The organism is Candidatus Poriferisodalis sp., assembly GCF_965215815.1.
Lineage (GTDB): Bacteria > Actinomycetota > Acidimicrobiia > Acidimicrobiales > Poriferisodalaceae > Poriferisodalis.
In genome coordinates, this window is sequence record NZ_CBDCEO010000013.1 from 1,037,381 (window position 1) to 1,062,954 (window position 25,574).

At 66.2% G+C, this 25,574-nt stretch carries 29 protein-coding genes and 1 tRNA gene; 17 read left to right on the top strand and 13 right to left on the bottom strand.

All coding sequences use genetic code 11. The features are described from left to right. Nucleotides 1-20: 20 nt before the first annotated feature. Together ACOOHB_RS14680 and ACOOHB_RS14685 are read right to left on the bottom strand one after the other, a co-directional pair. On the bottom strand, nucleotides 21-1,034 hold the full coding sequence (locus tag ACOOHB_RS14680) for a hypothetical protein (RefSeq protein WP_420445570.1): 1,014 nt from the start codon (nucleotides 1,032-1,034) through the stop codon (nucleotides 21-23). Beyond that, on the bottom strand, nucleotides 1,031-1,273 hold the full coding sequence (locus tag ACOOHB_RS14685; protein ID WP_420445571.1) for a MoaD/ThiS family protein: 243 nt from the start codon (nucleotides 1,271-1,273) through the stop codon (nucleotides 1,031-1,033). The genes ACOOHB_RS14680 and ACOOHB_RS14685 overlap by 4 nt, the downstream gene beginning before the upstream one ends. A 51-nt stretch (nucleotides 1,274-1,324) precedes the next feature. Here ACOOHB_RS14685 and ACOOHB_RS14690 point away from each other — a divergent pair, with 51 nt between their 5' ends. Further along, complete coding sequence (locus tag ACOOHB_RS14690) at nucleotides 1,325-2,029, top strand: histidine phosphatase family protein (RefSeq protein WP_420445572.1); 705 nt, start codon at nucleotides 1,325-1,327, stop codon at nucleotides 2,027-2,029. A 38-nt stretch (nucleotides 2,030-2,067) separates the two neighbouring features. On the opposite strand, the gene ACOOHB_RS14695 is transcribed toward ACOOHB_RS14690, so the two are convergent. Continuing rightward, nucleotides 2,068-2,250 (bottom strand): hypothetical protein, encoded by a 183-nt coding sequence (locus ACOOHB_RS14695; protein ID WP_420445573.1) that lies wholly within the window; start codon nucleotides 2,248-2,250, stop codon nucleotides 2,068-2,070. An 80-nt stretch (nucleotides 2,251-2,330) separates the two neighbouring features. Between ACOOHB_RS14695 and ACOOHB_RS14700 the strand changes: the two genes are divergently transcribed. The 3 genes from ACOOHB_RS14700 (at nucleotide 2,331) to ACOOHB_RS14710 (ending at nucleotide 3,349) form a co-directional block, all read left to right on the top strand. Beyond that, nucleotides 2,331-2,403, top strand: a tRNA-Lys gene (locus ACOOHB_RS14700). 148 nt (nucleotides 2,404-2,551) lie between these two features. Next, nucleotides 2,552-2,998: a dUTP diphosphatase gene (gene dut / locus ACOOHB_RS14705; protein WP_420445574.1), complete on the top strand. Its 447-nt coding sequence runs from the start codon at nucleotides 2,552-2,554 to the stop codon at nucleotides 2,996-2,998. 57 nt (nucleotides 2,999-3,055) lie between these two features. Next, complete coding sequence (locus ACOOHB_RS14710; protein ID WP_420445575.1) at nucleotides 3,056-3,349, top strand: hypothetical protein; 294 nt, start codon at nucleotides 3,056-3,058, stop codon at nucleotides 3,347-3,349. An 81-nt stretch (nucleotides 3,350-3,430) separates the two neighbouring features. Here the strand turns inward: ACOOHB_RS14710 and ACOOHB_RS14715 are convergent, their stop codons facing one another. After that, nucleotides 3,431-4,495 carry a potassium channel family protein gene (locus tag ACOOHB_RS14715; RefSeq protein WP_420445576.1) on the bottom strand — a complete coding sequence of 355 codons (1,065 nt, stop codon included), beginning with the start codon at nucleotides 4,493-4,495 and terminating at the stop codon, nucleotides 3,431-3,433. Between the two features lie 51 nt (nucleotides 4,496-4,546). Between ACOOHB_RS14715 and orn the strand changes: the two genes are divergently transcribed. From orn to ACOOHB_RS14765, 10 genes are all read left to right on the top strand, one after another. Then, nucleotides 4,547-5,170, top strand: a complete 624-nt coding sequence (gene orn / locus ACOOHB_RS14720; protein WP_420445577.1) for an oligoribonuclease — start codon at nucleotides 4,547-4,549, stop codon at nucleotides 5,168-5,170. A gap of 31 nt (nucleotides 5,171-5,201) precedes the next feature. After that, nucleotides 5,202-6,290: an MBL fold metallo-hydrolase gene (locus tag ACOOHB_RS14725; protein WP_420445578.1), complete on the top strand. Its 1,089-nt coding sequence runs from the start codon at nucleotides 5,202-5,204 to the stop codon at nucleotides 6,288-6,290. Nucleotides 6,291-6,458: 168 nt separating this feature from the next. Beyond that, the gene (locus ACOOHB_RS14730; RefSeq protein ID WP_420445579.1) at nucleotides 6,459-6,704 is read left to right on the top strand and encodes a hypothetical protein; all 246 of its coding nucleotides are present in this window, start codon (nucleotides 6,459-6,461) and stop codon (nucleotides 6,702-6,704) included. A gap of 128 nt (nucleotides 6,705-6,832) precedes the next feature. Next, entirely contained in the window at nucleotides 6,833-7,177 is a 345-nt protein-coding gene (locus ACOOHB_RS14735; RefSeq protein ID WP_420445580.1) for a WhiB family transcriptional regulator, read from the top strand. Nucleotides 7,178-7,359: 182 nt separating this feature from the next. After that, nucleotides 7,360-8,088 carry a TlpA family protein disulfide reductase gene (locus ACOOHB_RS14740; RefSeq protein ID WP_420445581.1) on the top strand — a complete coding sequence of 243 codons (729 nt, stop codon included), beginning with the start codon at nucleotides 7,360-7,362 and terminating at the stop codon, nucleotides 8,086-8,088. A 78-nt stretch (nucleotides 8,089-8,166) separates the two neighbouring features. Continuing rightward, a complete protein-coding gene (locus ACOOHB_RS14745) occupies nucleotides 8,167-9,084 on the top strand; it encodes a cytochrome c biogenesis CcdA family protein (RefSeq protein ID WP_420445582.1) in 918 nt (305 codons plus the stop codon). A 6-nt stretch (nucleotides 9,085-9,090) separates the two neighbouring features. Further along, nucleotides 9,091-9,789, top strand: a complete 699-nt coding sequence (locus ACOOHB_RS14750) for a poly-gamma-glutamate hydrolase family protein (protein ID WP_420445583.1) — start codon at nucleotides 9,091-9,093, stop codon at nucleotides 9,787-9,789. Between the two features lie 40 nt (nucleotides 9,790-9,829). Beyond that, complete coding sequence (locus ACOOHB_RS14755; RefSeq protein ID WP_420446914.1) at nucleotides 9,830-10,213, top strand: FluC/FEX family fluoride channel; 384 nt, start codon at nucleotides 9,830-9,832, stop codon at nucleotides 10,211-10,213. Next, nucleotides 10,210-10,539: a CrcB family protein gene (locus tag ACOOHB_RS14760; protein ID WP_420445584.1), complete on the top strand. Its 330-nt coding sequence runs from the start codon at nucleotides 10,210-10,212 to the stop codon at nucleotides 10,537-10,539. The genes ACOOHB_RS14755 and ACOOHB_RS14760 overlap by 4 nt, the downstream gene beginning before the upstream one ends. 42 nt (nucleotides 10,540-10,581) lie before the next feature. Then, nucleotides 10,582-12,441 carry a hypothetical protein gene (locus tag ACOOHB_RS14765; RefSeq protein ID WP_420445585.1) on the top strand — a complete coding sequence of 620 codons (1,860 nt, stop codon included), beginning with the start codon at nucleotides 10,582-10,584 and terminating at the stop codon, nucleotides 12,439-12,441. A gap of 21 nt (nucleotides 12,442-12,462) precedes the next feature. On the opposite strand, the gene serS is transcribed toward ACOOHB_RS14765, so the two are convergent. After that, a complete protein-coding gene (gene serS / locus ACOOHB_RS14770) occupies nucleotides 12,463-13,797 on the bottom strand; it encodes a serine--tRNA ligase (protein ID WP_420445586.1) in 1,335 nt (444 codons plus the stop codon). Between serS and ACOOHB_RS14775 the strand changes: the two genes are divergently transcribed. Continuing rightward, a complete protein-coding gene (locus tag ACOOHB_RS14775) occupies nucleotides 13,796-15,532 on the top strand; it encodes a UGSC family (seleno)protein (protein WP_420445587.1) in 1,737 nt (578 codons plus the stop codon). The genes serS and ACOOHB_RS14775 overlap by 2 nt on opposite strands. A 39-nt stretch (nucleotides 15,533-15,571) precedes the next feature. Here ACOOHB_RS14775 and ACOOHB_RS14780 read toward each other — a convergent pair whose 3' ends face one another. The 8 genes from ACOOHB_RS14780 to ACOOHB_RS14815 all read right to left on the bottom strand — a co-directional run bounded on the left by ACOOHB_RS14780 (nucleotide 15,572) and on the right by ACOOHB_RS14815 (nucleotide 24,111). After that, nucleotides 15,572-15,961, bottom strand: a complete 390-nt coding sequence (locus ACOOHB_RS14780) for a cytochrome C oxidase subunit IV family protein (protein WP_420445588.1) — start codon at nucleotides 15,959-15,961, stop codon at nucleotides 15,572-15,574. An 11-nt stretch (nucleotides 15,962-15,972) separates the two neighbouring features. Continuing rightward, nucleotides 15,973-16,641, bottom strand: coding sequence for a cytochrome c oxidase subunit 3 (locus ACOOHB_RS14785; protein ID WP_420445589.1), 669 nt, complete (start codon nucleotides 16,639-16,641; stop codon nucleotides 15,973-15,975). After that, the gene (gene ctaD / locus ACOOHB_RS14790; protein WP_420445590.1) at nucleotides 16,634-18,712 is read right to left on the bottom strand and encodes a cytochrome c oxidase subunit I; all 2,079 of its coding nucleotides are present in this window, start codon (nucleotides 18,710-18,712) and stop codon (nucleotides 16,634-16,636) included. Before ctaD ends, ACOOHB_RS14785 begins: the two co-directional genes overlap by 8 nt. A gap of 29 nt (nucleotides 18,713-18,741) precedes the next feature. Beyond that, entirely contained in the window at nucleotides 18,742-19,911 is a 1,170-nt protein-coding gene (gene coxB / locus ACOOHB_RS14795; RefSeq protein WP_420445591.1) for a cytochrome c oxidase subunit II, read from the bottom strand. After that, nucleotides 19,911-20,699, bottom strand: a complete 789-nt coding sequence (locus ACOOHB_RS14800) for a hypothetical protein (RefSeq protein ID WP_420445592.1) — start codon at nucleotides 20,697-20,699, stop codon at nucleotides 19,911-19,913. Before ACOOHB_RS14800 ends, coxB begins: the two co-directional genes overlap by 1 nt. 7 nt (nucleotides 20,700-20,706) lie before the next feature. Next, nucleotides 20,707-21,348, bottom strand: a complete 642-nt coding sequence (locus ACOOHB_RS14805; protein ID WP_420445593.1) for a cytochrome c oxidase subunit 3 — start codon at nucleotides 21,346-21,348, stop codon at nucleotides 20,707-20,709. Then, complete coding sequence (locus tag ACOOHB_RS14810; protein ID WP_420445594.1) at nucleotides 21,348-23,024, bottom strand: cbb3-type cytochrome c oxidase subunit I; 1,677 nt, start codon at nucleotides 23,022-23,024, stop codon at nucleotides 21,348-21,350. The genes ACOOHB_RS14805 and ACOOHB_RS14810 overlap by 1 nt, the downstream gene beginning before the upstream one ends. Nucleotides 23,025-23,226: 202 nt before the next feature. Then, nucleotides 23,227-24,111 (bottom strand): heme o synthase, encoded by an 885-nt coding sequence (locus tag ACOOHB_RS14815; protein ID WP_420445595.1) that lies wholly within the window; start codon nucleotides 24,109-24,111, stop codon nucleotides 23,227-23,229. A 36-nt stretch (nucleotides 24,112-24,147) separates the two neighbouring features. On the opposite strand from ACOOHB_RS14815, the gene ACOOHB_RS14820 reads away from it, so the two are divergent. Both ACOOHB_RS14820 and clpS read left to right on the top strand, forming a co-directional pair. After that, nucleotides 24,148-25,236 carry a COX15/CtaA family protein gene (locus ACOOHB_RS14820; protein WP_420445596.1) on the top strand — a complete coding sequence of 363 codons (1,089 nt, stop codon included), beginning with the start codon at nucleotides 24,148-24,150 and terminating at the stop codon, nucleotides 25,234-25,236. A gap of 43 nt (nucleotides 25,237-25,279) precedes the next feature. After that, complete coding sequence (gene clpS / locus ACOOHB_RS14825) at nucleotides 25,280-25,549, top strand: ATP-dependent Clp protease adapter ClpS (protein ID WP_420446915.1); 270 nt, start codon at nucleotides 25,280-25,282, stop codon at nucleotides 25,547-25,549. Nucleotides 25,550-25,574 lie beyond the last annotated feature (25 nt).

The window sequence follows — 25,574 nt, forward strand, 5'->3', positions numbered from 1 at the left end:
GTTTCGCTCGATTCGAATGTTCAGACAGCGAGCAGGCCCAGCCCCCACATCCAAGCCAGCGCGGTGAGGCCCAGCGAATCGATCCTGCGAACTGCCCACTCCCCGCTGAGTCGCAGCCAGACTCGCTCACGCGCTCGGGGGCGCTGGCCTGCTCGGGAATCGGCCGGTGCTTGGTTCACGGGGTTCGGCGAGTCCGCCAGCCGGTGCCGCGGCCGCGCCGCGAAGGCCGTGATGGGCCGGGCTACGGCGGGTCCGATTGGCAGTGTCAGCGCGGCAAGCGCACCGAACTCGATGACGTCAGAGGGCGCGAACGGCGGCACGCTCAGACCGGTCAGCGCAAAGATGGCGATCACGGCTGCGACCACACCCACAAACGGGCCCCGCACTCCCGGTGGCCGCCCCGCCGCGGTGACGTGAGCGCCTGCGTCGTAGGCAGCCGCAGCGGTTACCAGCACCAGGGCCGCACCAAGCGAGTACCGGGCAATCGCTGCCGAGCACGCGGCGGCGACCCCGACATGCATCCAGGTGCGAATCAGCAGCCCTGCACGAGCCAGAACAGCCGGTGGCAGTGCATCTTCACTGGCAGTTGCGCCGGCGCCGTTGCGGGCGGCTCGCAACGCCCCGACCACGATGAAGCTGGCGATGATCGCTGCTCCGAGCACCGCTCCCGCGAGCCGGGTGTCGAGGACGCCCGCGAATCCAACTGCACCAGCGAGCGCGGCAGCGGGCAATCGATGGTTCACCTCGAGGGTGGCAAACACCGCAGGTGTGTCATCGCCGTCCGGCTGGGACATCGCGTCCGCGCCGCCGCGAATACTCGCCGCTTGCCAGGCCCCAAGCACGGCAATCGCCGTCATGAGCAGCCCGAACGTCAACGCCCCTGCCCAGATGGCACCCACCAGTGCGGCGTACCACAAGAATCCCGCACCGATGCTGGCGTCAGGCAACGCCACTGCGGGGCCGAGCCACAGCACGGCTTGCGGGACGTGCGCCGGTGCTCGGGGAGGCGACGCCACCGTGCCGCCGCTGCTCAACCGCCCGAAACCGGCGGCAGAACGGCGATCTCGTCGCCGGCGCTGAGCCGCGAGTCGGGATCTGCGGGTTCGCCGTTCAGCCAGACGCGGCTGGCTGCCAATACGGCGCTGAAACCATCGCCGAAGTTCGTCTTGGCCCATTCGAGCGCGTCGGCGACCGATGAGGCCTCGGTCTGGGTGCTGCCGACGCCGGCCGCCTCACGTGCCCCCGCAAAAAGGCGGATCGTCACCGTCGGCATCGCCGTGATGCTACCGATCGTCTCTGCGACGGCCCGCTACGGTCAGGCGCCGTGACACAGCATTCAGAGTTGTTGGCGGTGCGCCATGGCCAGTCCGAGTGGAATCTGCGCGGCCGCTGGCAGGGACAGGCCGACCCGCCCCTGACAGGTCTCGGAGAGCGGCAAGCCGAGATTGCCGCCGACGCCCTGGCAGCGACGCTCGCTGCCGCGGACGACAGTTGGCGCACCCCCGTGATGAGTGGTCGCGACCTGCACACCGGTCGAAGGGCCTTTGATCTGCCGGCATTCGACCTCATCGTTTCCAGCGACCTGCAGCGGGCACGCCGGACCGCCGAGATCATCGCGAAGCAGCTCGGCGTCGGCGATGTCGTGACCGACGAATCATTGCGTGAGCGCAGCGCGGGTCCCTGGGAGGGCCTCACCCGGGTCGAGATCGACGAGGGCTGGCCGGGCGACGTCGCTGCCCGGCGGTGGCCGCCCGGTTTCGAGTCAGAAGACAGCATTGCCCGACGTCTGCTGCCCGCGCTGCAGCGGCACCTGTCGGTCTGCGGCCGAGTGCTGCTCGTCGGACACGCCGGCGTGCTCAAGACCATCGATGCCCGCGTCGGTCTCGGCGACGAACGGGTGCCGAACCTGGCAGGACGATGGTTCTGGCTTGACGGAGCCGCTGCAGATGCGAAGTGGTCGTGGGATCAGCTCGAGCCCCGCAACAGAGTCGAGTTGGTGTCCTCCGACGTCGACCTCATGATCGAGTAGCCGCGCCATCGGCTTCGGCGCGCGCTCGGGACCTGTCTTCAGCGCTCGGCAAGCCAGGACGTTGCAGCTGCGGGGTCGACATCGGTGTCCGCCAGCAGGCCCAAGGTCCGTTCAGCTCGTGCCAGGTCGTCCTCCATGGCGTCGAGCTCAGCGTCGCTCAGCAGCTCCGACCCCGTCGGCGAAGTTTGCGCAGAGACGAGTGGAGACGGCTCTTCGGGCACCGACATCAGGCTAGAGCGAGAATCCTCGCCAGTAGCCTCGATACGAGTGCCGGAGGGCCGCATCGGTGCCTGCGGACGTCGGGCCGCTAGCTCATCGGGTAGAGCAGGGGACTTTTAATCCCAAGGTGCCGGGTTCGAGCCCCGGGCGGCCTACCGCAACGACCACGCAGGCACGACGTCGGACCGCTACCTCATCGAGTAGAGCAGGCCTCTGCCAATCCCAAGGTGCCGGGTTCGAGCCCCGGGCGGCCTACCGCAGAGGACGAACGCAGCCACGGCACCAGCCGGAGCCTCACCTACAGTGCTCGCCGTGGTGGCTGTGCCGATACGACGCCTTGACCCCGACCTTCCGCTGCCGACCTATGCCAAGCCAGGTGACGCGGGATGCGACCTGCTTGCCGCTGAGACGGTCACGCTCGCTCCGGGCGGGGGCCGGGCCATGGTCCCGACGGGCATCGCCGTGGCGATCCCGCCCGGTTATGCGGGTTTCGTGCAGCCCCGAAGCGGGCTGGCGTTGCGGCACGGTGTCACATGCGTGAACTCGCCCGGCCTGATCGACAGCGGCTACCGCGATGAGCTGCGCGTGTTGCTGTTGAATACCGATCCCACCGATCCCTACGAGATCCAGCGCGGCGATCGGATCGCGCAGCTGGTCATCCAGCGCATCGAGAGGGCCGAGTGGGAAGAGGTGGACGCACTCGACGAGACAGAGCGGGGTCTTGGAGGCTTCGGACACTCGGGACGCTGAACCTGGCCGCGGACCCTCCCGTCATGACTGTCACACCCCCTCAGTAGTCATGACGTCATGACGACGAAGCCACCGACACAGCCGCCGCTCACGCTGTTCGATGTCTCGCAGTTCGAGTTCGAGGCCGATCCCGACACGAAGACGCCGAATCGTTACGCGACACGGGGGCTGTACGCCCGTGTGTTCGCCTCCGCGATTGCCGCCAGGAGTATCGCTGTCGACGCCGATGCGGCAAAGGCCCGTAGGCGGCGCGCTCGGGCACGGCTTGCGAAGCGTCGCTACCTCGCTGACAGCGAGAGCTACGAGCGCATCGAACAGGCCCGCAGGGGGCTGCACCTCGTGGCCGATTGAGCCAAGCCGATTGAGCCGGCATCGTTCGTCCAGCGCCCTGGTTCGGGGACTCGGAGGATCAATGCTCGGCCGACGTGACCGTCAGACGCCTGACGGCGATTCGCTCTCAAACAGCGCTAGCGCCAAGCTGAGCTGCTCGTCCGTGCCCAGCACGACCAGCTCGTCGTTCGCCGCGAGTTGGTGGCCGCCTTGGGGGTTGGTGAGCCAACGGCCGCCACGATGGATTGCCAGCATGCCGCAGCCCGTGCGCTGGGTCAGTTCGAGTTCTGACAGGGGCCGACCCACGAAATGGCTTCCCTCGGGTATTCGGTGCTCAAGCAGACGTACGTCCTGGTCGGTCCGGCGGAGGACTTCTTCGAAGTAACCGGCCACGCCAGGTCGCAAGGCGATCGCGGCCATACGCGAACCACCGATCTGGTGCGGGTTGATCACGCGGTTCGCTCCTGCCTGGTGCAGCTTCGGCACCGCTCCCGCCGAGTTCGCACGGGCCACGATGAACAGTCCCGGGCACAGCGAGCGGGCACTCAAAGCAACGTAGAGATTGTCGACGTCGGAATCGAGCGCCAGCACCATTGACTTGGCGCGCTCGATTCCCGCGTCACGCAAGGTGCGGTCGTTCGTGGCATCGCCGGGTATGAGAAAGAGATCATCAGCGATGATGTCGGGATCCCGGTCGATGACCACGACTTCTGTGCCGCCGTCGTCCATGGCCGCAGCAATTGCCCGGCCTACTTGGCCATAACCGCAGATGACCGAATGACCGGAGAGATTGTCGATGGAGCGCTGCATGCGCCGCCTCCTGAACTGGTCGTCGAGCCGTCCCTCGAACAGCATCTCAATGACGACACCAATCGTGTACAGCGAAGTGCCGGTACCGAGCAGGATGAGACCGATCGTGAACAGCTGGTACCGACCGCCCACGCCTTCGGGGTCGCCGTAGCCGACCGTCGAGATCGTGATCACTGTCTGGTAGAGCCCGTCCAGCACGTCGAGCCCCAGCAGCACATAGCCCGTCGTGCCGGCCACCAAGATGGTGAAGAGGACAGCGAGGCCTGCAAGAAGCCGCTGACTGGGCTCAAGCCCGGACGACGTGAGCCGTCGCCCGGGGCTCTGGCGCGACAGTCTCATGCGAGACAGGCCCTTCATCGCCTGCACGCTAGAACGGCCAGCACCGTCGGTCGTGCCTACGATGCAGCCGTGCTGGTCTGGCTGGATCTCGAGATGACCGGGCTGGATCATCGCCGCCATCGCATCGTGGAGATCGCGACGGTCATCACCGATGACTCGCTCACCGTCGTTGCCACGGGCCCGTCGCTGGTGATCGGAGCGTCGCGGGCAGATCTGGCCGCGATGGACCCTGAGGTGCACAAGATGCACACGGCCACCGGGCTGCTCGATGAGATCGGGACCTCGCAGATCACCGTGACCGAAGCGCAAGAACGCACCCTCGCGTTCGTGATCGAGCACGTTCCCGAGCCCCGCACGGCGCCGCTGTGCGGCAACTCGATCGGGACCGACCGCCGCTTCTTGGACCAGTACATGCCGGCGCTGGAAGAGCACCTGCACTACCGGGTCATCGATGTGTCGTCGGTCAAGGAGCTCGCCAAGCGCTGGCGGCCCGAGGTCGCCGAGGCGTGGGCCGGTCTGAGCAGGTCTCGTGCTGGCACCACCAAGCATCGGGCCCTCGACGATGTGCTGGAGAGCATTGACGAGCTTCGCTTCTACCGCGAGCAGTGGCTGAGATCGGACGTGACCGAGTCCGCCGCCGGATCAGTCGCCGGACCGGTTCGGGGTCCTGACCCAGAATCGAACGCTCGTTAGAAGGATCAAATAGCTCGCTAGCCTGCAGCCCGTGTCGCGTCCCACCCGCGAGGAGCAGATGCCGCCCGACGGCAAGATCACGGAGCTTGCACCGGACGTGCGCCGGCTGCAGCTGCCCATGACGATGCCGGGCCTCGGGCACGTCAACTGCTACATCCTCGACGACGACCGCGGCGCCGCTCTCGTCGATCCGGGCCTGCCCGGTCCGGCGAACTGGAAGGCACTGATGGCTGGGCTGGCGCAAGCCGAAGTTCCGCCCGAGAGAGTCCACTCGATCATCGTCACCCACAGCCACCCGGACCACTTCGGAGCAGCGGGGCGCTTCGCTCGCGAGTTCGGCGCGGACCTGGTGACCCATCGACGGTTCCGGCTGTGGTGGGACACGGCCGATGAGGACGAAGAAGCGCTCGAAACGGTGTCGTCCGACGGCGAGAACAACGAACTTGTCGCCGACCCGGTGTACAGCGGGCGCGATACCGGTCCGGGCGGACCCACACCTTGGGGCGGTCAGCGCTACAAGATGCCGCTGCGAGCCAAGGTCGGGTATTTCGCGATGCGCAATGGCTGGGGCGGTCGCTGGTTCGCCACGCCGCATCCCACCCATCACGTGGAGGACGCCGACCGGATCAAGCTGGCACGACGCGAGTTCGTGGCGATCCACACGCCCGGGCACACCATCGATCATCTGTGCCTGTTCGATCCTGAGGGTGGGCTGATGATCTGCGGCGACCATGTGCTGCCGACGATCACACCGCACATCTCAGGTATCACGACAGCGCGTGATCCGCTGAAGGACTTCTTCTCCAGCCTCGATCGAGTCGCCACCTTCGACGGCGTCACGATGGGCTTGCCGGCTCACGGCCAGCCCTTCACCGATCTCGCGGGTCGCGTTGACGACATCAAGCGCCACCACAACGAGCGCCTGGACCTGCTCCGCACCTCATCTGACCGGCTCGGACGTGCCCCCGTGCAGGACTACATGAAGCAGCTGTTCAAGGAGCGCTCGTGGGGTCCGATGGCCGAGTCAGAGACCTTCGCCCATCTCGAGCACCTCCGCTACATCGGCGAAGTCAACGTTTCCCGCCGACCCGACGACGTCCTCGAATACGAGTTCAGCTGAGCGCCCGCGCATGGCAAAGCTCGCTCGGCGCGGGCGACGCTGCGCGGCGGGCCGAAAACAACTTGACACGACCCGCAGCGAAGTGGTGCTCTTGACGGCACTGCGGCGTATCGTCGGGTGACCGCAGCTGATCACCTGCCCCGACCATTGGCTCGATTGGATCTCCGGATGTCCGACGTCGGCACCTACAACACGGCGCGTGCCTGCAACGGCCGCGTACGGGTGCCTGCACTCGGCGCGCGCTGCGACCAGCAGCCCGTCATGTGGCGTCGCGAGCGCGGCATGGCCATTTGCGGCCGCACTGCGGCCGGCCCCATGCCAACGGTGTTCCGGCACGCCGTGCGCGTTTTCGGTACCCACCCGACCGCAACCATCAAGCGCCACGGCCTGCGGCCTTCGGAGTGTCTGATGTAGTCCACTGAGACACCAGAACTCTCCGAACGGCCGCCGGGACAACCCGGCGGCCGTTCTGCGTTCTCGGCCCAAGCGCGAAATCCACCACCGACCACCACCCCAAACCGGCATCACAAAGGAGCACACACATGCTGGAACTCATCACCGACACCCCACCGACCCTCACCAATGAGGGCTGGCGCGCTCGGGGTCGCTGCCGCGACCTCGTGGGAACCCTGACGCCGCTGTTCTTCTCGGAGAACTTCTTCGAGATCGCTCGGGCCAAGGCAATCTGCTCGGCCTGCCCAGTGATGAACGAGTGCTTCGAGGGCGCCAATGCGCGCCACGAGCCATGGGGCGTGTGGGGCGGCGAGCTCTTCGAGAACGGCCGAGTTTGCAGGGACAAACGCCCACGCGGCCGGCCGCCCAAACGGCCGCGGCCGCCACTGATCATCGAGGAGGTGCCACTGCCTCCCGATCTGGTTCGCGCCTGAGTCCTCCCCCGCTCAGGCGCGTCCTCGACACGGCCTGTCCCCTGACAGGCCCATCGGACACAGCCTGCCCCGGTGGACTGAGGTTGCCCGAAATGGGCGGCTGACAGCCCCGGGGCGGGCCGTCAGGGCGTTGGCAGCCCTGAAACGGGCGTCACATGAAGCGCAAGTAGCCTCGCCACTGCATGGATGCACAGCGAGCGGCGCGCTTGCGAACGCAGCTATCAGGCTGGCGCGGTGGGCTGTTCGCCCTGCTTGGCCTGTACGCGCTTGGGGCAACAGTGTTCCTGCTGGCGGGTGGCGGCCAGCCCGCGATGACGTCGTTGGTGGCAATGGAAGCCGAAGTGGGCAGCGGCGGGGTCGACGTCGACTCCGACCCGGCCAGCACCCCCAATTCGACTGTGCCCGCTTCGGGTGTGCCCGCCTCAACAGTTGTGGCCGCGGCACCGGAACCGCCTCCTCCGTGCAGCGACATCGACCCTTCGCAACACAGTGTCGACTCGAGCCTGGGCGCCGTGCACGCCTTGGCTTTCGTGACGCTCGATGAACGACCAGCCGCCTTCGCTGGCTATGTGGGCTGCCCGCTCATCGTGAACTTCTTCGCATCGTGGTGTGCGCCGTGCGTGACCGAGATGCCCGACTTCGAACGCTTCTGGAATACCCACGGGGCCACGGTTGCGGTGCTGGGCCTTGCGGCGAATGATCGGCTCGAAGACGCCATCGCCACAGTGGCCGAACGCGGCGTGACCTATCCCACCGGGCTCGATGAGGGCGAGCTGTTCATCGACTTCGGCGGGCTGGGCATGCCCACGACGGTCTTTGTGTCGCCCGACGGTGAGATTCTCGAGACTCACAGCGGCCTGCTGACCCTCGACGACATCACCAGCCGTGCCGAAGAGCACTTCGGGCTATGAAGATGCCGTGAGGGGCGCAATGATGAGCCGGATGGCAGAAGTGACACCAGTCGGGTCTCTCCTGCGCAGGGGCGGCTTGTGAACGGCGCACGCCTCACCTTCGCCTTTACGGCCGGCATCGTCGCAACGGTCAACCCGTGCGGCTTCGCGATGCTGCCCGCCTACTTGTCGTTCTTCTTGGGGATCGACCGCCGAGCCGCCGAGGGCAGTTCCCGCGTCGGCGTCGGGCGGGCGCTGGCCACCGGCGCCGTCGTCACCACCGGCATCGTCGCAGTGTTCGGCATCGTCGGCATCGCGCTGTCGGCAGGGCTGAGCGCCCTGCGCGACTACGTGCCGTGGGCGGCCATTGTCATCGGCGTGGGGCTCATCGCACTCGGCGTCGCGATTCTCGCCGGATTCCGAATGACGGCGTATCTGCCCAAGTTCGAGCGCGGAGGCGCCGGTCGGGATGTGCGCTCGCTGTTCCTGTTCGGCGTCAGCTACGCCGTGGCCTCAGTGTCGTGCGGGCTGGCGACCTTCCTCGTCGTGGTCACCGCATCGGCTGGCAACGACAGCTTCGTGGGCGGAATCGTGTCGTTCGTGCTCTATGCGCTGGGCATGGGCTTGGTGCTCACCTCGCTGGCAGTCAGCCTGGCGCTGGCTCGCGGCTGGCTGCTCGGCAAGCTGCGCGTGCTGATGCGCCACACCGACACCATCGCCGCGGTGCTGTTGATTGCGGCAGGTGCGTTCACGATCTGGTACTGGATCAACGATCTGACTGACCGCAGCGGTGACGGACTGGTGGTGACCGTCGAGCGCTGGAGCAGCAGCCTGAGCAACTGGGTCGCCTCGGTGGGCGGCGTGCGACTGGGTCTTGTCATGAGCATCGTGCTCGCGGTCGGTGGCATGGCGATGCTGATGGCGGGTCGTGGCGACAGCGATGAGACTGGGACGGATGACGTCGATGAACCGTCTGGGACGGACCAAGCGGACAGTGCCGCCGAGATGCTGAACTGAGCCACTGTGGCACTGCACCTGGCCGACCGCACGCTCCTCGACGCCGAACGGCCCTTCGCCGAACTCCTCGACCGGCCTGGTGTGACCGAAGTGCTGCAACTGCGCTCTCGCTTCGGCTTCATGGCCTTTCATGGCGGGTGGCTCGAGGAGGTCACCGATGACATCGCCACGGTGGCCGCCGAACGCAGCGGTGCCTCGGTGTATGCCTGCCTTCAAGGCCCCGACGACCAGTGGCACCTGCCCAGCCACTGCTTCGATCCAACCGACTCTCCGGTGCTGCACCGGTTCCTCGACCATGTCGATGTGGTGGTCGCCGTCCACGGCTTCGGCAGCCCCCGGCTGCTGCGAGCGGTGCTGCTGGGCGGCCGCAATCGCGCGCTGGCGGCCCACGTCGCCGTGCACTTGATCGGGCGGCTGCCGCACTACGAGATCCTTCACCGTCTCGACGACATCCCCCGCTCCCTGTCGGGCCAGCACCCGCGCAACCCCTGCAACCTGCCGCGAAGCGGTGGTGTGCAGATCGAGCTGCCCCCACGCATCCGCGGCAAGAGCCCGATGTGGACGGGATTCCGTGGACCCGGCCGTGTACCCCATCACGAGGCACTCATCGAAGGTCTGGCGGCTGCGGCTCGCGCATGGACGCTCACCGAGGAACCAGCAGGCGATGGCCGCGGTCTGGTGCCCGCGGCGTCGCTCGCCGGCTGAGGGACTCCCGATGCGGCGCCGCATCGCAGTGACGGTCGCGATGGCCGGCATCGTCGGTACCGCGGGCAGATGGGTTGTGGCCACACGGATCAATGACGACTGGGCTCTGCTCGTTGTAAACGTCGTGGGCTGCGGCCTCATCGGCTGGGCCGTAGCTCGCGCCGGGCGGTTTCATGCCCAGCGTCACCCTCGGCCGGGCTCCCACGGTGCGCCCGGGAGCCCTGCTGTGCCATCGCCCTGGCTGACCGCTGGCTTCTGCGGGGCACTGACCAGCATGTCGGCGCTCGCACTTCAGTTGGCCAGGCTCCTCGACGACGGTCGGGTCGGAACCGCCGGTGCATGGCTCGGCCTGACGGTTGCAGCTTGTACCGCGGCATATGTCGCAGGCCGCGCGGCAGCTCTCGTCCAAGGGCCACGGCCATGACGACAATCGCAGTCATGCTCGGCTTCGGCGTCGCAGCGGCCGTCGGCACCATGCTCCGCTGGCGAACGAGCACTGCGCTCGGGCCGGGCGGGACGCTGCTGGTCAACATCGCCGGCGCCTTCGCCTTGGGCCTGCTGGCGAGCACCTCGGGCGCCGCCGCAACCATCGTGGGCACCGCAGGTCTCGGCGCCCTTACCACCGTGTCGGGCATCCTCGGAGAAAGCGCACGTCTCAGCAGGGCTAGCCCTGTGCTGGCGCTCGGCTACGTCTCGCTGACCATCACAGGCGCAACCGCCGCCGCCTACCTCGGCCTCGCGCTCGTCTAGCGCGCATCAACCATCCAAGAGGGCGCATCTAGTCTCGACCGCATGGCCGACGCCGCCGCTGACGGAGCGTCCGACGACGCCGATCCGCCGGACTCGGAGCGGCGGCCGTCGCGCCTGCAAACGATCGTGGCCGCTGTCATCGTCGTGGCCGTCTTCGTTGGTGCCACGGTGCTGGTTGCAGGCGACGATGCATTCGAATTGTTCGATTCGTCTCCGGAGTCCTGCGCTGTCGAGAGCGCACCCGCAACCCTCGAAGCCGATCCGCCGCCAAGTGTCCGTCAGACCCTGTCTGCAGAACCGGTACTGCAGTGGACGCAGGTCGATGCACCCGTCGAGCAGTTCTACCGAACTCGCACGCGAGACGATGGCGCTGTCCAGCGCACCGGCCTGGTCTCGGACTTCCACACGACAGCGGATGGACGAATCGTGGTCGTGGTCAACAAAGACGGGGCGCACCGGCTCGAGATCACGTCCAACGGCACTGACTGGGATGCATTCCCCCTTCCCCAGGACATCGATCCGACGGAGATACACATCTCGCGCGATCGCTGGGTGATCGTTGGGCCCGCGTTGGACGCCACCGGTGAAGCCATTGATCCGTGGGCACCCGACCAGGTGCTGCTCTCTCGTGATCAAGGCGTGACTTGGACCGAGGTGCCGATCGATCCGGGCACGCCCCCGTTCTTCAACGAACAGCACCTGTCCACGCTCGATCTCATGGTCTCGCAAGGTCGCATCGCGCTGGCGACCGCAGTATTCCCCTCACCGCAGTTGGCCGACCTGCTGGTCGATCGCGGTCTTGTGGCAGATGCGGACGAGATACATCTTGGGAGCGTCGGAGTCGACAGCGTGATGATGCTGGTGCCCTCCGATGATCCCGAGTTCGAACACTCCACGATCCTCTTCACGTACGACGAAATGGACCTCAGCGAACGACAACAGACGCTGACGGAGTTCTGGAAGACGGTCCTGGGCAGCGGGCAAGTCGGCTACGTCCGCGTCTACGCCGGGGATGAGAACGGCCTAGCGATCACGGGCGAGTTCGACACCGATATAGCTCGGGGCGCAGCGACTCGTGACGGCTTCATGCTGACTGTCGCCGACGACGACTCCGACGGCTATCGCTACCATGCTTCCTCGGACGGACGCGCATGGAATGAGATCCCCACCGGTGCACCTGTCCGTGCACAGTTTGCTGACGTCGGTGCCGATGGGTCGATATGGACAGTTGCCACCGGAGACGGCACGTCCAGCACCATCGCAAGCCTGCAATGTGGTCAGGCTCCCGAGAGCTTGGCAGTGCTCGGCGGCCTCATCGTGGGCGGACCGCGTGGTGCAGGGCTCCGTGTCGGTGACGGTGGCTTCGTCGCGATCGCTCGACCCGTGCCAGAGTTCCGATCGCTCTTTGGCTTCGAGATGCTCGACGCGCTGCTCTTCCTGCCCTCGGGTCGAATCGCCAAGAATGGCTTCGAATTTCGCCTCAATGAACCCGAGGGTGGCCTCACGCTGTGGGACGTTGCCCAGGAATCTCCCGTTTATGAATGGGGCGACACTCTAAGAATGGGCCCCTCACCGTGGGTGCGCGAGAGCGGTACCGACCACGAGTACGAAGTGACGTTCGAAGATCCTGACAGCAGCGCTGAACTCGTGATTTTCGCGATGGACGATCTTGAGGAACATCTAATTCCCCTCAGGCGCAAAGCGGCCAGGTCCTTGCGAGGCCCGGTCTGGATCGGTTGGTCCCGGAACGGCATCAATTGGGACTGGCAGACGGAGGTGGACGCTTTCGGACTCAGCACCCGACTCAGGGATGCCGAGGTCGCGGTCGGGCGCGATTTCGTGATCGCTTCGGTCGAGCCGATGGAAGGTGATCCCATCTGGTTCGTGACCACGACACCCTGACGGTTGCCGCTGGCTGGAAGCTCAGGCGGGAGCGGGGATCTCGGTGAAGTTGAGCCAGGGGTGAAGCACTTCGGGCACGGCAATCGAGCCGTCGGGGCGCTGGTGGTTCTCCATGATGAACACGAGTGTGCGGCCTACTGCGCAAGCCGTGCCGTTGAGCGTGTGGACTAGGCCGGTGCCGTCGTCGTCCGCCCAGCGGGTGCCCAGCCGACGAGCCGAGTAGTCGGTGTAGTTCGAACACGACGTGACCTCGCGGTACGCCCGCTCCGATGGCAACCAGACCTCGAGGTCGTATTTCTTGGCCGCTGCTGCCCCCAGGTCGCCGGCCGCCACGTTGATGACCCGGTAGGGCAGATCGAGCGAACCGACAATCTCCTCCTGGATGGTGCGCAAGGCCTCCAGCTCGTCCCAGCTCGTGTCCGGATCGCAGAACGAGAACATCTCGACCTTGTCGAACTGGTGCACCCGGAAGATGCCGCGGGTGTCCTTGCCATACGTGCCGGCCTCGCGGCGGAAGCATGACGAGAACCCGGCATAACGCAGCGGCAGCTCAGCCCGACCCAAGCGCTCGCCCCGGTGCAGGCCAGCCAACGCAACCTCAGATGTCCCGATGAGAAACAGATCGTCGCCGGCAATCTCGTACACCTGATGACGGTCTGCGGGGAAGAACCCGGCCTCGACCATCATCTCCTCGCGTACCAGCACCGGCGGCGCGATCGGGACGAAACCGTCTCGCTCCAGCAAGTCCATCGTCCACTGCACGAGGGCGAACTCCAACCGCACTGCGGCGCCTTTGAGGTAGGCGAACCGCGAACCGCTGTTGCGGGCCCCGCTCTCCGAGTCGACGAGGCCGGTCAACGCTCCGATCTCGGCGTGATCGTGGGCAGGCGGCTCGCCGCACTCCCCCACCTCGTGCACCGTCTCGAAATCCTCCTCGCCACCCGACGGCACATCGGCCGCCGCAGGGTTCGGAGCCTGCAGCGCCAATTCGGTGCGCTGCTCGGCAGCGGCGCGCTCTTCGGTCTCAAGGCGCTCAACCTCTTCCTTGAGGCGCCCCGCCTCGGCGATCTTGGCCGGGCGATCGTCGGGTGCCGCACGGCCGATCTCGCGTGAGGCGGCATTCTGGGCGGCACGCGCCTGCTCGGCCTGATGGGTCACCGACCGCCACGTCTCGTCTGCCGCGAGCACGCTGTCAATGATTTCCGCCGACACGCCCTTGCGCACAGCGCCGTCGCGGTACGGGGCCTCGTCACGCAGCCGGCGGAGGTCGATCACGCCGGCTGAAGCTACCGGCCCCGCAGCGATGCGAGCCACACTGCAAACTGTGGCGTTCACCCACTGCGAAGGAACATCCATGGAACCCTCCTACGACGTCGTCTGGCCTGGATCCCATTCGGGAATCGAACACCGGGAACTGGCGCCGCGGCTCGACACACTGGCCGGCAAGCGCATCGGGTTCCTGTGGGACTACCTGTTCCGTGGCGACGAGCTGTTCCCGATCCTCGAGCGCGAGCTCGCCAACCGGTTCGAGAACGTGGAGTTCATCGGCTACGACACGTTCGGCAACACCCACGGCCCCGATGAAGCCGAAGTGATCGACCGCCTGCCCGATTCGCTGCGTTCACGAGCCGTGGACGCGGTGGTGTCGGGCATGGGCTGCTGAGGCAGCTGCACGCCCGCCGTGGCGCGGGCAGCAGTGGTGGCCGAGACCGCCGGAGTGCCGTCGGTTTCGGTCGTGTGCGAGAGCTTCGACGGCCAGGCCATCGCCACCGCCCGGGGTCACGGCTTCGACGGGCTGCCAGTGGCCCTCACCGTGGGGCATGTCGATGCCCAGTCCGCCGCCGAGATGGTGGCCAACTTCGTTTCTCACACCGTCGACGCAGTCATCGAGGGCCTCACCGGCGAGTCGGCGGTCAGCAACGGCACGAACGGTGCCACCTCCCACGTCGATCCGCTCCCTGACGACCGAGCTCCCTACGACCCAGTAGCCAGCGGATCCATCGACGAGATCAACGACGTCTTTGCCAGCCGGGGCTGGTCCGACGGCCTGCCGATCGTGCCGCCGACACGCGACCGTGTCGAGGCATTCCTGGCCGGCTCTGGCCTTGATCCGGCGCAGTCGCTGGGTCTCGCTCGCACGACCGGCCGTGACATGACCGTGTGGTCGGTGGCGACCAACGCCGTCATGGCGGGCTGCGAAGCGCGGCACCTTCCGGTGCTGCTCGCCGCGGCCCGCATCCTGGCCGACCCGCACTACGGCGCCGAGCACTCGGGCAACACCACCGGCGCCGATGCCCTGATGATCCTCAACGGGGCCCAGGCGGCAGAACTCGGCTTCAACTCCGGTGTCGGGGCGCTGCGCGACGGCGTGCGCGCCAACACCAGCGTCGGCCGCTGGCTGCGGCTGTACCAGCGCAACGTGTTCGGCTTCACCGCCACTGAACACGACAAGTGCACGTTCGGGAACACATTTCGGGTCGTGCTGTGCGAGGACTCCGCGACGCTGGCTGACATCGGCTGGGAACCCGTCAGTGCCGAGTTCGGGTTTGGCCCCGACGACGACGTGCTGACCATGGCCCGCTTCAACAGTGGCGCGATCGTCGGCAGCGTGTTCGGATCGACACCGGACGAGATGGTGCCCTACCTGAGCGACGGACTGGCTCGCATCACCGGCTGGGAGCTCGGCCACCTGTACGGCCTTGGCCACCTGCACTACCGGCCGCTGCTGGTACTGTCGCCGATCCTGGCACGCACCTGTTCTGCGGCAGGGTGGACCAAGGCGCGCTTGGCCGAGGCCTTGTTCGAACATGCCCGCATCCCGGCGTGGCGCTTTGAGAAGCTCATCGGCGAGTGGACGAACCTGACGGCGGGCCGTCCCCGGCTCACCGACGTCGTCGCCGCCGGCAAGCTGCCGCCGCAGTTCGCAACCTCCAACGATCCAGATCGGCTGGTGCCGATCGTGTCAGAGCCGTCGAAGTTCGTGATTGCCGTGGCGGGCGATGCGAACCGCACGAATGCGTACGTGTTCAGCCAAGACGGCCCGCACGGCGACTACACCGCTTCGGCAATAGAACGGCTCAAGAGCGACTGACGAGCCGCTGTACTCGGGAACCACGTCGCTGGACGACTATCAGCAGCTCGGGTTGGGGCTGAGGTCGCAGCCCGCTGGGTCGGTCCACAACACCATCGAGGTGCCCAACGCCACGTAGACGGCGACAGCGAGCACCAAGCCACCCACGAACAGCCACGTGAAGAGTTTGTTGTCGAACCGCAAGTGCATGAAATAGGCGACGACGATCCAGAATTTCACCACCATCAGGATGAGGAGCGCCGGAACCTCCACCGGACCGAAGTTCACGAAGTACGTCATCACCTCCGCTGCTGTCAGCGCACCCAGCAGCAGGGCGACCTTGATGTAGCCGAGGTCGCTCAGGCCATGTTCGTGATCGTCGTGGTCGTCGTGCTCGCCGTGGTCGTCGTGAACCTCTGCGGGGGTGGTTTCTTCGGTGGCGGTGCTCATCGCTGCACTCCCTACGGGATCAGGTAGACGACCGCGAAGATCACGATCCAGACGATGTCGACGAAGTGCCAGTACAGGCCGATGATCTCGACGGTTTCCGCCCGTTCGGGCCCGAGAATTCCACGGTTCACCAGCACCCACAACGTGACGAGCATGACGATGCCCAGCGACACGTGGACGCCGTGGAAGCCGGTCAGCGTGTAGAAGGCCGACGACGAGATGCTGACCGTGTACCCGAGTCCCTCCCGGTAGAAGCTCGTGAACTCGTACACCTGCCCGGCGATGAACACCGCGCCCAGCGCGGCGGTGGTCATCAGCCACAGCTTGCAGCGCTCCATCTCGCGACGGGTAATCGACGACACCGCCAGCACCATCGTGAGCGAGCTCATCAGCAGCACGAACGAACTCACCGACGTGAACGGGATGTCGAACAAATCAGCTGCCGCCAGCGGTTCGGGTCCCGATGGCGGCTTGCGGTTGCGCAACAGCAGGTACGTCGAGATCAGCGCGCCGAAGAGCAGGCAATCCGAGCCCAGGAAGGCCCACATCGTCATCTTCTCGTTGGACAGGGTTGTGGTGGGCGGCACCATCTCGTAGTCGTCCCACGAGGTGCGCGGGTACGCGATCTGCGGCTCGTCAGGATCGACTGGCTCGACGGCGGCTTCAGCGGTCTCAGTCACCGGTGGCCTCCCCATTCGGCGCGCTGGCCGCCAGCACGCCGTTCCCGTCAGCGTGGCCGTCGGGACCGCCGTCATGATCGTCGTCGTGACCGTCATGGCCGTGGTCATCGTGGCCGTGGCCATGCCCCGCATCGGGATCCGTCGGCGGCTCGAGAGTCCAGCCGAACATCGAACCGACCAGCAGCAGCAGACCGATGCCGGTGATCCAGAGGTTGTAGATCAGCCCGAAGCCGATCAGCGGGAGACCCATGGCGAGCACGATGGGCCAGTACGACGGCGACGGCAGGTGCGGGTGCTGGTCGCCAAGCTGGGCGATGTCGTTGCCATAGGCGACCCGGCGCAACTTGCCGCTTTCGTCATGCTGGTACTTCTTGTGCCAGAAGTCGTCGACGTCGCTCACCACCGGCACATAGTCGAAGTTGTGCTCAGGCGCTGGCGAAGGAATCGCCCATTCCAAGGTGCGGCCGTCCCACGGGTCGGCCTCGGCCTTCGGCTCGAGGCCCCGGCGGAAGCGGCCCCACGTCCGGAAGATGTTGACGGCGAAGATCACCATGGAAATGAAGATGATGAAGTAGCCGATCGTGGCGACCTTGTTCCAGAATTCGAATCCGTCCAATTCCCCGTAGACGCTGTGGCGCCGAGCCATGCCCTGCAGGCCCACGATGTGCATCGGCCCGAATGTGAGGTTGAAGCCCAGCAGCACCAGCCAGAAGTGCCAGCGTCCGAGCCGCTCATTCAGGTGGAAGCCGAATGCCTTGGGCCACCAGTAGTACATGCCGGCGAACAGGCCCATGAGCGCGCCGCCGAAGAGCACGTAGTGGAAGTGCGCCACGATGAAGTACGTATCGGTCTGCTGGGTGTCGGCGGGCGCAATGGCGTGCATGACGCCGGACAGGCCGCCGATGGTGAACATCGAGACCAGTGATACCGAGAACATCATCGGCACCGTGAAGCGGACCTTCCCACCCCACATGGTCGCGATCCAGTTCAGGATCTTCACGCCGGTGGGCACCGCGATGAACATGGTCGTCGCTGAGAACGCCGCCACCGAGACCGGTCCCATGCCGGAGGTGAACATGTGGTGCGCCCACACGCCCCAGCCCATGAAGCCGATGGCGGCACCCGACAGCACCACGATCGGGTAGCCGAACAGCGGCTTGCGGCTGAACACCGGCAGCGTCTCAGACACGATGCCGAACGACGGCAGGACGAGGATGTACACCTCGGGATGGCCGAATATCCAGAAGAGGTGCTGCCACAGCAACGGATCGGCTCCCGCGGTCACGTCGAAGAAGTTCGAATCGAAGGTGCGGTCGAAGGTCAGCAGCACGAGCGCCACGGTGATGACCGGCAGTGCGAAGACCAGCAGGAACTGCACCACCAGGATCATCCAGGTGAACACCGGCATGCGCAGCAGCGACATGCCCGGGCAGCGCATGTTGATGATGGTCACGAGCAGGTTGAGCGCGCCCAGCAGCGAGGCGATGCCGACAATCTGCAGGCCGATCGCGTAGAAGTCCATGCCGTTCCCGGGGCTGAACGCCAGCCCGGTATTGGGTGCGTAGGCGAACCAGCCGCCGTCAGCGCCACCGCCGAGGAACCAGCTGAGGTTCAAGAAGATCCCGCCGAAGGCGAAAATCCACAATCCGAGGGCATTCATCCGTGGGAAGGCCACGTCTCGGGCACCGATCTGCAGCGGCACCAGATAGTTCGCGAACGCGTTCGCGAGCGGCATGATCACCAGGAAGACCATGGTTACGCCGTGCATGGTGAAGAGCTGGTTGTACGAGTCCGCGCTCAACACCCCGGCGTCCGGCCCCCACAGCTGCAGGCGGACGAGCCCAGCCTCGATGCCACCCACGAGGAACCAGAACATGGCGGCAGCGCCGTACATGATTCCGATCTTCTTGTGGTCCACCGTGAACAGCCACGAGCGCCAGCCCGTCGCATGAGTGGGGCGTGCGAAGACGCCGGTGCGTGGCGAGTCGTCAGTGACGTGGGGAGCATCGCCGGCTACCTCGAGCTCGGTGCCGGGTGCTTCGCCTTCTGGGCGATCGGTGATGATTGCCATTGGGTCGTCCTCCTAAGCCCAGGCCGTGCTCACTGGGGCAGCACGGGCGGGCTGCCGAGGGTCTTCAGGAATTCCAACAAGTTGTCGAGGTCCTGATCGGTCAGCACCTCGGAGAAGTCCAGCATGCCCTGCTGGTTGTCGGCTCGGGCCGGCTTCATGTTCGGCGCGTTTCGCACCCACTCCCGCAGCTCGGCGATGTTGAGCCTGAGCTCTCCGTCGGGTCCGCGTAGATACTCTCCGTCGGGTCCGAGCAGGTACGTCTCGTAGAGCGCCCCGGCGAACGCCGTGCGGCTCATCAAGTTGGTGAGATTCGGCGCGAGGCCTGAGAGGAGATTCGCATTGCCGCCGGCGGCGCTCTCGTACGCACCGTCGACGACGTGACAGCTGATGCAGTGGGTCTCGAAGAGGGTCGCTCCGGCAGCTTGTTCGGGCGTCCCCTCGGCGGATGCGACGTCTGCGGCCTGTGTCTGCCCGTCGTACTGCTGGCGCACCCAGCGATCGAAATCGTCGGGGTCGAGCGCAATGGTCCGCATCTGCATGTTGGCGTGGCTCAGGCCGCAGAACTCGACGCACTCTCCGTAGAAGATTCCCGGCACGTCGGAGCTGATCCGCCAATCGTGCACACGCCCGGGCACGGCGTCCTTCTTGCCGTTGAGCCGGGGGATCCAGAACGAGTGGATGACGTCGTTGGAATGGAGTTCGAGGTTGACCTCTTCGCCGGTTGGGATGACCAGATCGTTCGCAGTGACGATGTCGTACTGGCCGTCTTCGTCGATGTCGTAGCTGAACTGCCACCACCACTGCTGGCCCTCAACCTTGATCGTCATTCCGTCGCCCTCCGAGGCAAGCGCGAACACGGTCGGCAGTGTGTAGACCGTCAGAAAGATCAGCAAGATCGTCGGGATGATCGTCCACGTGAGCTCGGCCTTGCGGTTGCCGTGGATCTGCGGTGGCAAGTCGTCGGGATCGTCGGTGGGCTTGGCCCGGAACTTCAAGATGATCGTGGCAACCGCAGCCGCCACAAGGATGCCCACGCCGATGGCCATCCAGCCCGACAGGCGCATGAGGCCGTCGATTTCTTGCGCGTTCTTCCCGACTGGCTTGGTGGCGTCGAGGCGGCCGGTGGCACAGCCAGCCAAGACCAGCCCCAGCAGCGCCAGGCCGGCGAGGCGCCAGCGTCGAGGGAAGCCGGTGCCCATCACTCGTGTCCCCCGCCGGTTTCGCCAGACTCGTCCGATTCGCCTGAGCCCTCCTCGCCAGGTTCGCCGTGATCGCCAGCAATCTCAGCGCCGTCCTCCGGGTGAAACTCGCGCTCACCCCTCACACCAAAAGCGATGCCAGCCACGATGAGTGCAACGCCGCCCAGCACCAGCGTCGTGGCCATTACCGAACGCCTGATCTGTGGCTTGGCGTACACCACGAACGCGAACGCCAGGATCATCGCTGCAATCACGATTGCCGCCAAGCTCGCCTTGTTCTTGCTCACCGACAAGAAGATCCGGGAGGCCAGCACCACCGGCACGCCGATGCCCAGCACGCCATAGAGCGAGATCTCGAAGGGTCGCAGCAACCGGGCCCGCTCGACCGCATTTGATGCTGCGTCAGTGGAAAGGTGCTCGGCCCACGCGCTCATCGTCCACTCGACAGCGGAAATGAGCAGCAGCGCCACGCCTGCGATGGTCAGCAGGGAGCCCGTCACTAAGCCGACCATGAGCACCCCCATGCCCACTGCCGCCATGATCGGCCAGTAGGCCGGTGTCGGCCGGTAGTCGTGCGAATGCGCCCGGTCGGGCGAGTCGCCGTCGCCCACCGTCAGTGCCAGGGCGAACAGCAACGCAAATGCCGCAGCAGCGACACCCAGCACGATGGTGGCGTACATGACCACATTGCCCGTGCTGTCCATGCCGGTGAGCACGCCGACAACCACTGCGGCTACGGCGGCCAGCGCGATGCGACCGGCGAAGTATCTGCTGGCGATGCCAACCATCGATCCCCTACTTCACCACGTACACGGCGTACCAGGTGGCTGCCCACGCAAGCACGGCGAAGTCCCAGAAGAAGACCGCTGCGCCCAGCGGCGTTGAACGGTCCCGGCCGACGCCGCCGCCAAGCGACCGGAGCGTCATGAGGCCGAGGTAGAACATCCCGACGATCAGGATGGCCAGCGAGAGCCCGGTTACCGCGAACGCGAGGTTGGCCCACTCGCCCGAGCCGAGTTCCACCTCCATCCGGTTCAGGCTGAACATCACCATGTTGAAGAAGGCGAAGCCCATTACCAGCGTGATGGTCATGCCCACCCAGGTGTGGCCGCGTTCGCCACGGCCGCTTGCCCACACGGCCCAGTGCGCAGTCACCACCGAAACTCCCAGCGTGATGAGGGCATAGACGAGCTGCGGACTTGGTACGGAGTGGCCGGCCAGCCACTCGTGGCCCGGGTCCATGCCCGATGCATGACGACGAGCCATGTAGTGGCCCAAAGCGCCGGCGACTGCCATTGCCCCGGCCGCAATCGCGAAGCCCGTGCCCACAAGCTGGCTGCGCGGGCGCGGTGGTGGGCCGGGAACGACGTAGCGGCCGGGCTGCGGGACGTCGACGGTGCTCGACGTGGTAGCTGGGCTGGCGACAGACACTGGCATCAGGCAGGCACCTCCGTCGCTTCACGTTCGCCTGCAGCAGCGCTGCCGTTGAGTTCCGCGTCGAGCAGCGGCGTGCCGGACGTGAGCTCAGGCAATGCCTCTGCGGGGCCGAGCGGGGGCGGCGAGTCGAGCAGCCACTCGGGTGTGAGACCACCCCATGGGTCGGCTTCGGCTTCGGCGCCCTTGCCCATTGCAACCGAGACCAACAGGTTGAGCACTAAGAGCGCCAGGCCGGCCAGGACGATGAGCACACCGACCGCGCCGAGCACCGAGAGGCCCGCCGCACCAGAGGTGTCGACGAGGTGGGCATAGTCAGTGGTCTCGTTCGGCGCGTGATACACGAACTGCGGCTGTTCGGTGAAGGCCCCCGACAGCGTCGGGCCGAGCCACGCCAGGAAGGCGCCGCCTCCGATCGCTGCGAAGCTCGCCAAGCCTGCAAGCTCAGACAAGCGCCGGCCCCAGATCTTTGGCGCCCACCAGTGCAGCGCAGCCAGCGCGCCGAGCAGTCCTGCCCCATAGATGAGCAGGCTCTGCTGGCCCGTGACCCAAGTGGTAGAGCGCAGCGGGGCATTCCCGTCAATGCCTCGGCCAGCGATTTGCAGCCAATCCACACCAGCACCGATCAGACCGATGAGCGCGGCGACCGCCACGAGGTTGCCGGCGACGAATGCAGCCAGCACCGCCGTGTTAGGGCGCGGCCACTTGCGGCTCTGCCACACGGTGAAGCCCAGCAGCGCCAGCAATCCGGAGACACCCGCCAGCGCGCCGGCGTACAGGCCGACCAGCACGATGCCTTCGAGGCCATCGACGATGTCGGCGCCCTCGGTGGTGATGCCGAAGTTGGCCCAGGCGCCGAATCCGAAGAGCCCGACGAGGCCCATCGTGAAGTAGAGCGCAAGCGGCTCGAAAACCCAGCGCCGTGCAGAGGCCAGCATGACTTCGGCGGCCACGCCCAGCACTGGCACTACATAGATGAACAGTTGCGGCGTCCGATACATCCAGTCGATGCGGGACCAGATGCCGTAGTTGCCGTCGAGGAACGTGCGGCCGTAGCGGTGGTCGATATAGAGAATGACGATCTGGCCGAGCACCACGCCGAGGCTGACGACCAGCATCGACGCCGTGACGAGCGCCGACCAGGCAAATGGTGGCGTGCGGTCCATGTACATGCCCCCCGCACGCATGGTGAGCGTGGTGACGGCAACGCAAATGGCGCCGGTGAGCAGCGATATCACCAGCCCGGCGACGGCCAGCAAGTGCAGATCGACGCCGTCTGCCCAGCCGCCGGCCGGCCCCCCATTGGCGATGTACGCGCCAACGAGGACCCCGAACGAGACCAGCCAGCCCCAGAACGACAGCGCTGCTGCCCGGCCGAATGCCACGTTGGGGGCACCCACCTGCAGCGGGACCACATACATCGCAATGCCCAGGAACAGCGGGATGAGCATGCCGAACACCAAAGCGTCCCGCGTGAAGGTGAACACCTGTACGAAGGTGTCGGAATTCAGAACGGTGTGGCCGTCTGCTGATGCCAGATCGAAGCGCACCAGCATGTCGGTGACCCCACCAGCCAGAGCGAACAGCAAGGAACAGCCGATGAACAGCCGACCGATGCGCTTGTGGTCGGTGGTATTGAGCAAGCCGAAAGCCGTTGGGTCTTCTGCCTGTGAAGCCACGGCAGATCCTTCCGAATGCTCAGCTTCGGTAGTGGCGTCGGTCATGCGGCGAAGTGGTTCCCGGACTCGGCTGGCAGCGCCGCTTTGGGGCGACACCAACGGGGCACTCTAGCGACCCGCGGGCACCTCAACCAGATTGTCTGCGACCAAATCGCGGCGGCCTTCCGCACTGGCGGAACGCCGGTGCCCCACCACAACCCCGTCACCAGCCGAACCGCACAATCACGTCGGCTGCCATCGCCACGAACAGCAGGCCGAGGTATGCGATGGAGCTGTGGAAGACGCGCATTGCCGAACCAGGGTTCAGGGAGCGCCACAGCGCCAGCAGCTGCCACCCGAATGCTGCACCCCCAGACACCGCTACCACCAAGTACAGCGCTCCTGTTTCGGCGACCACGGCGAACCACAGAGACAGCGCGATCACCGCAACCATGTGCAGCGTCATCTGCACCAGCACCGAGCGTTCGCTCGCTACCGAGGGCAGCATCGGCACGGCGGCAGCGCCGTAGTCGTCGGCATAGCGAATTGCCAGCGCCCAGAAGTGCGGCGGCGTCCAGAAGAAAACGATGGCGAAAGCGATCCAGGCCTCGAGCGACAGCGAGCCCGTCACGGCCGCCCAGCCGACGAGCACCGGCGCTGCGCCCGCCGCCCCGCCGATGACGATGTTCTGGGTGGACGTCCGCTTCAGCCACAGCGAGTACACGAACACGTAGAACAGGCATGCCGCCAGCGCCAGCAGCGCTGCCAGCAGATTGGCGCCCCACCACAGAATCCCGAAGGCCAGCACCTCGAGCACCACGCCGTAGATCAAGGCTGCGCGGGGCGTCACAGTGCCGACGACCAGCGGCCGGTGCGCCGTGCGGGCCATCGTGGCATCGATGTCACGATCGATGTACATGTTGAAGGTGTTGGCACCGGCCGCGGACAGCGTGCCGCCGAAGACGGTGAGCACCACGAGCGCCAGGCTGGGCACGCCACCTTCGGCGACGAACATCGGCGGCACCGTTGTCACCAGCAGCAGCTCGATGATGCGCGGCTTCGTGAGCGCGACATACCCACCAAGGGTTGGACGCAGCGTCGCCAGCATTGCTGTGAGCGTACGTGTCGCCTCTAGCGTTTCGGCGTGAGCTTGCTGCGTCTGGCGCGTGTCGGGGAGGGCAGGCTGGACCTGATGCGCATGCGGGGGCGCGGGCCGTATGTAACGCCGAGGCGGTTCGCACTGGTAACCCGTTGGGCGCTCTGGGCGCTCGTGTCAATTGTGATCACCGGCGCGCTGGTGCGACTCACTGGGAGCGGGCTCGGGTGCAGCGATTGGCCGAACTGCGAGCCCGGCGAGTTCGTGCCGGCTGCGGACTTCCACGGCTGGGTGGAGTTCGGAAACCGCATCGTGACCGGTTTGGTGTCGGTGGCGGTTGTCTTGGCCGTCGGCGCGTCGTTGTGGCGGGATCCCCGGCGGGCTGACCTGATCTGGTGGTCGCTTGCGCTGGTTGTGGGCGTCGCATTTCAGATCGGTCTCGGTGCGGTCACCGTGCTGACGCACCTGTCGCCGCCGATCGTCATGTCGCATTTCTTGGCATCCCAGGTGCTGGTGGCGGCAGCGGTCGTCCTGCAACACCGGGCGGGCATCGAGCCGTTGGCCGGAAGGAACCCGAGCGCTGCGCTGGGGGCATCGATCCGGGCGCACGCCTGGTTCGCAGCGGCATTGACTGCGGCCGCTCTGTGGACCGGGACCGTGGTGACCGGCACGGGGCCCCACGGCGGTGACGAGCACGTCGAGCGATTGCAGTTCGCGCTGCCGTCGGTAGCGCGCATCCACGGCATCACGGTGGTGATCCTGGCCCTCGTCACGTTGCTGCTCGGCGCTCGCGCTCGGCGCGCGGCCATCGCTCATCGCGGTAGCGCGCTCGGTGCATGTGCGTCGCAACTGTGGCGGAGGGTGCGCACGGTGATCGGTGTCATGGCCGTACAAGCCGCCATCGGCTACGTGCAGTACTTCACCGAACTGCCAGTGCTGCTCGTTGCGTTGCACGTTGGCGGTGCCACGCTGGCAACCATCGCCATGACCCGCTTGGTGCTGGCAACCGGGATGCAAGCGACACAGCCTGCGTCTGCGCAGGCCCAAGCGACACAGCCTGGGGCCACCCAAACCCTCTCAGCGCAGCCGCCGGTCGGCGAATCGGTTGGCATCGCGCCCCGCGGCTTCGCACAATGAGGCCGTGAACCCGCCTGCACCGGTCGTCGCCGACCCAGAGGTCATCCATGATCCGACGACCGAGGACGAACACAGCACCGATGTGCCATGGGTGGTTCTGGTCTGGAACGACCCGATCAACCTGATGAGCTACGTCGTGTATGTGTTCCAGAAGCTGTTCGGGTACAACGAGGCCAAGGCGACCGAGCTGATGCTGGACGTACACAACAAGGGCCGTGCGGCGGTGGCCTGGGGAACACGTGAGAAAGCCGAGCTCGATGTGTTTCGCCTGCACGAGTACGGCCTGTGGGCCACCATGCAGAAGGACACCTGAGCGGTGTCCGCTGCACGCTGCTGGC

Coding starts and splice junctions, on each gene's coding strand:
- ACOOHB_RS14685 (WP_420445571.1), bottom strand. CDS start 1,273: ATGCCGACGGTGACGATCCGCCTTTTTGCGGGGGCACGTGAGGCGGCC.
- ACOOHB_RS14710 (WP_420445575.1), top strand. CDS start 3,056: ATGACGACGAAGCCACCGACACAGCCGCCGCTCACGCTGTTCGATGTC.
- ACOOHB_RS14715 (WP_420445576.1), bottom strand. CDS start 4,495: ATGAAGGGCCTGTCTCGCATGAGACTGTCGCGCCAGAGCCCCGGGCGA.
- ACOOHB_RS14730 (WP_420445579.1), top strand. CDS start 6,459: ATGTCCGACGTCGGCACCTACAACACGGCGCGTGCCTGCAACGGCCGC.
- ACOOHB_RS14735 (WP_420445580.1), top strand. CDS start 6,833: ATGCTGGAACTCATCACCGACACCCCACCGACCCTCACCAATGAGGGC.
- ACOOHB_RS14740 (WP_420445581.1), top strand. CDS start 7,360: ATGGATGCACAGCGAGCGGCGCGCTTGCGAACGCAGCTATCAGGCTGG.
- ACOOHB_RS14755 (WP_420446914.1), top strand. CDS start 9,830: ATGGCCGGCATCGTCGGTACCGCGGGCAGATGGGTTGTGGCCACACGG.
- ACOOHB_RS14760 (WP_420445584.1), top strand. CDS start 10,210: ATGACGACAATCGCAGTCATGCTCGGCTTCGGCGTCGCAGCGGCCGTC.
- ACOOHB_RS14765 (WP_420445585.1), top strand. CDS start 10,582: ATGGCCGACGCCGCCGCTGACGGAGCGTCCGACGACGCCGATCCGCCG.
- serS (WP_420445586.1), bottom strand. CDS start 13,797: ATGGATGTTCCTTCGCAGTGGGTGAACGCCACAGTTTGCAGTGTGGCT.
- ACOOHB_RS14780 (WP_420445588.1), bottom strand. CDS start 15,961: ATGAGCACCGCCACCGAAGAAACCACCCCCGCAGAGGTTCACGACGAC.
- ctaD (WP_420445590.1), bottom strand. CDS start 18,712: ATGGCAATCATCACCGATCGCCCAGAAGGCGAAGCACCCGGCACCGAG.
- coxB (WP_420445591.1), bottom strand. CDS start 19,911: ATGGGCACCGGCTTCCCTCGACGCTGGCGCCTCGCCGGCCTGGCGCTG.
- ACOOHB_RS14800 (WP_420445592.1), bottom strand. CDS start 20,699: ATGGTTGGCATCGCCAGCAGATACTTCGCCGGTCGCATCGCGCTGGCC.
- ACOOHB_RS14805 (WP_420445593.1), bottom strand. CDS start 21,348: ATGCCAGTGTCTGTCGCCAGCCCAGCTACCACGTCGAGCACCGTCGAC.
- ACOOHB_RS14815 (WP_420445595.1), bottom strand. CDS start 24,111: ATGCTGGCGACGCTGCGTCCAACCCTTGGTGGGTATGTCGCGCTCACG.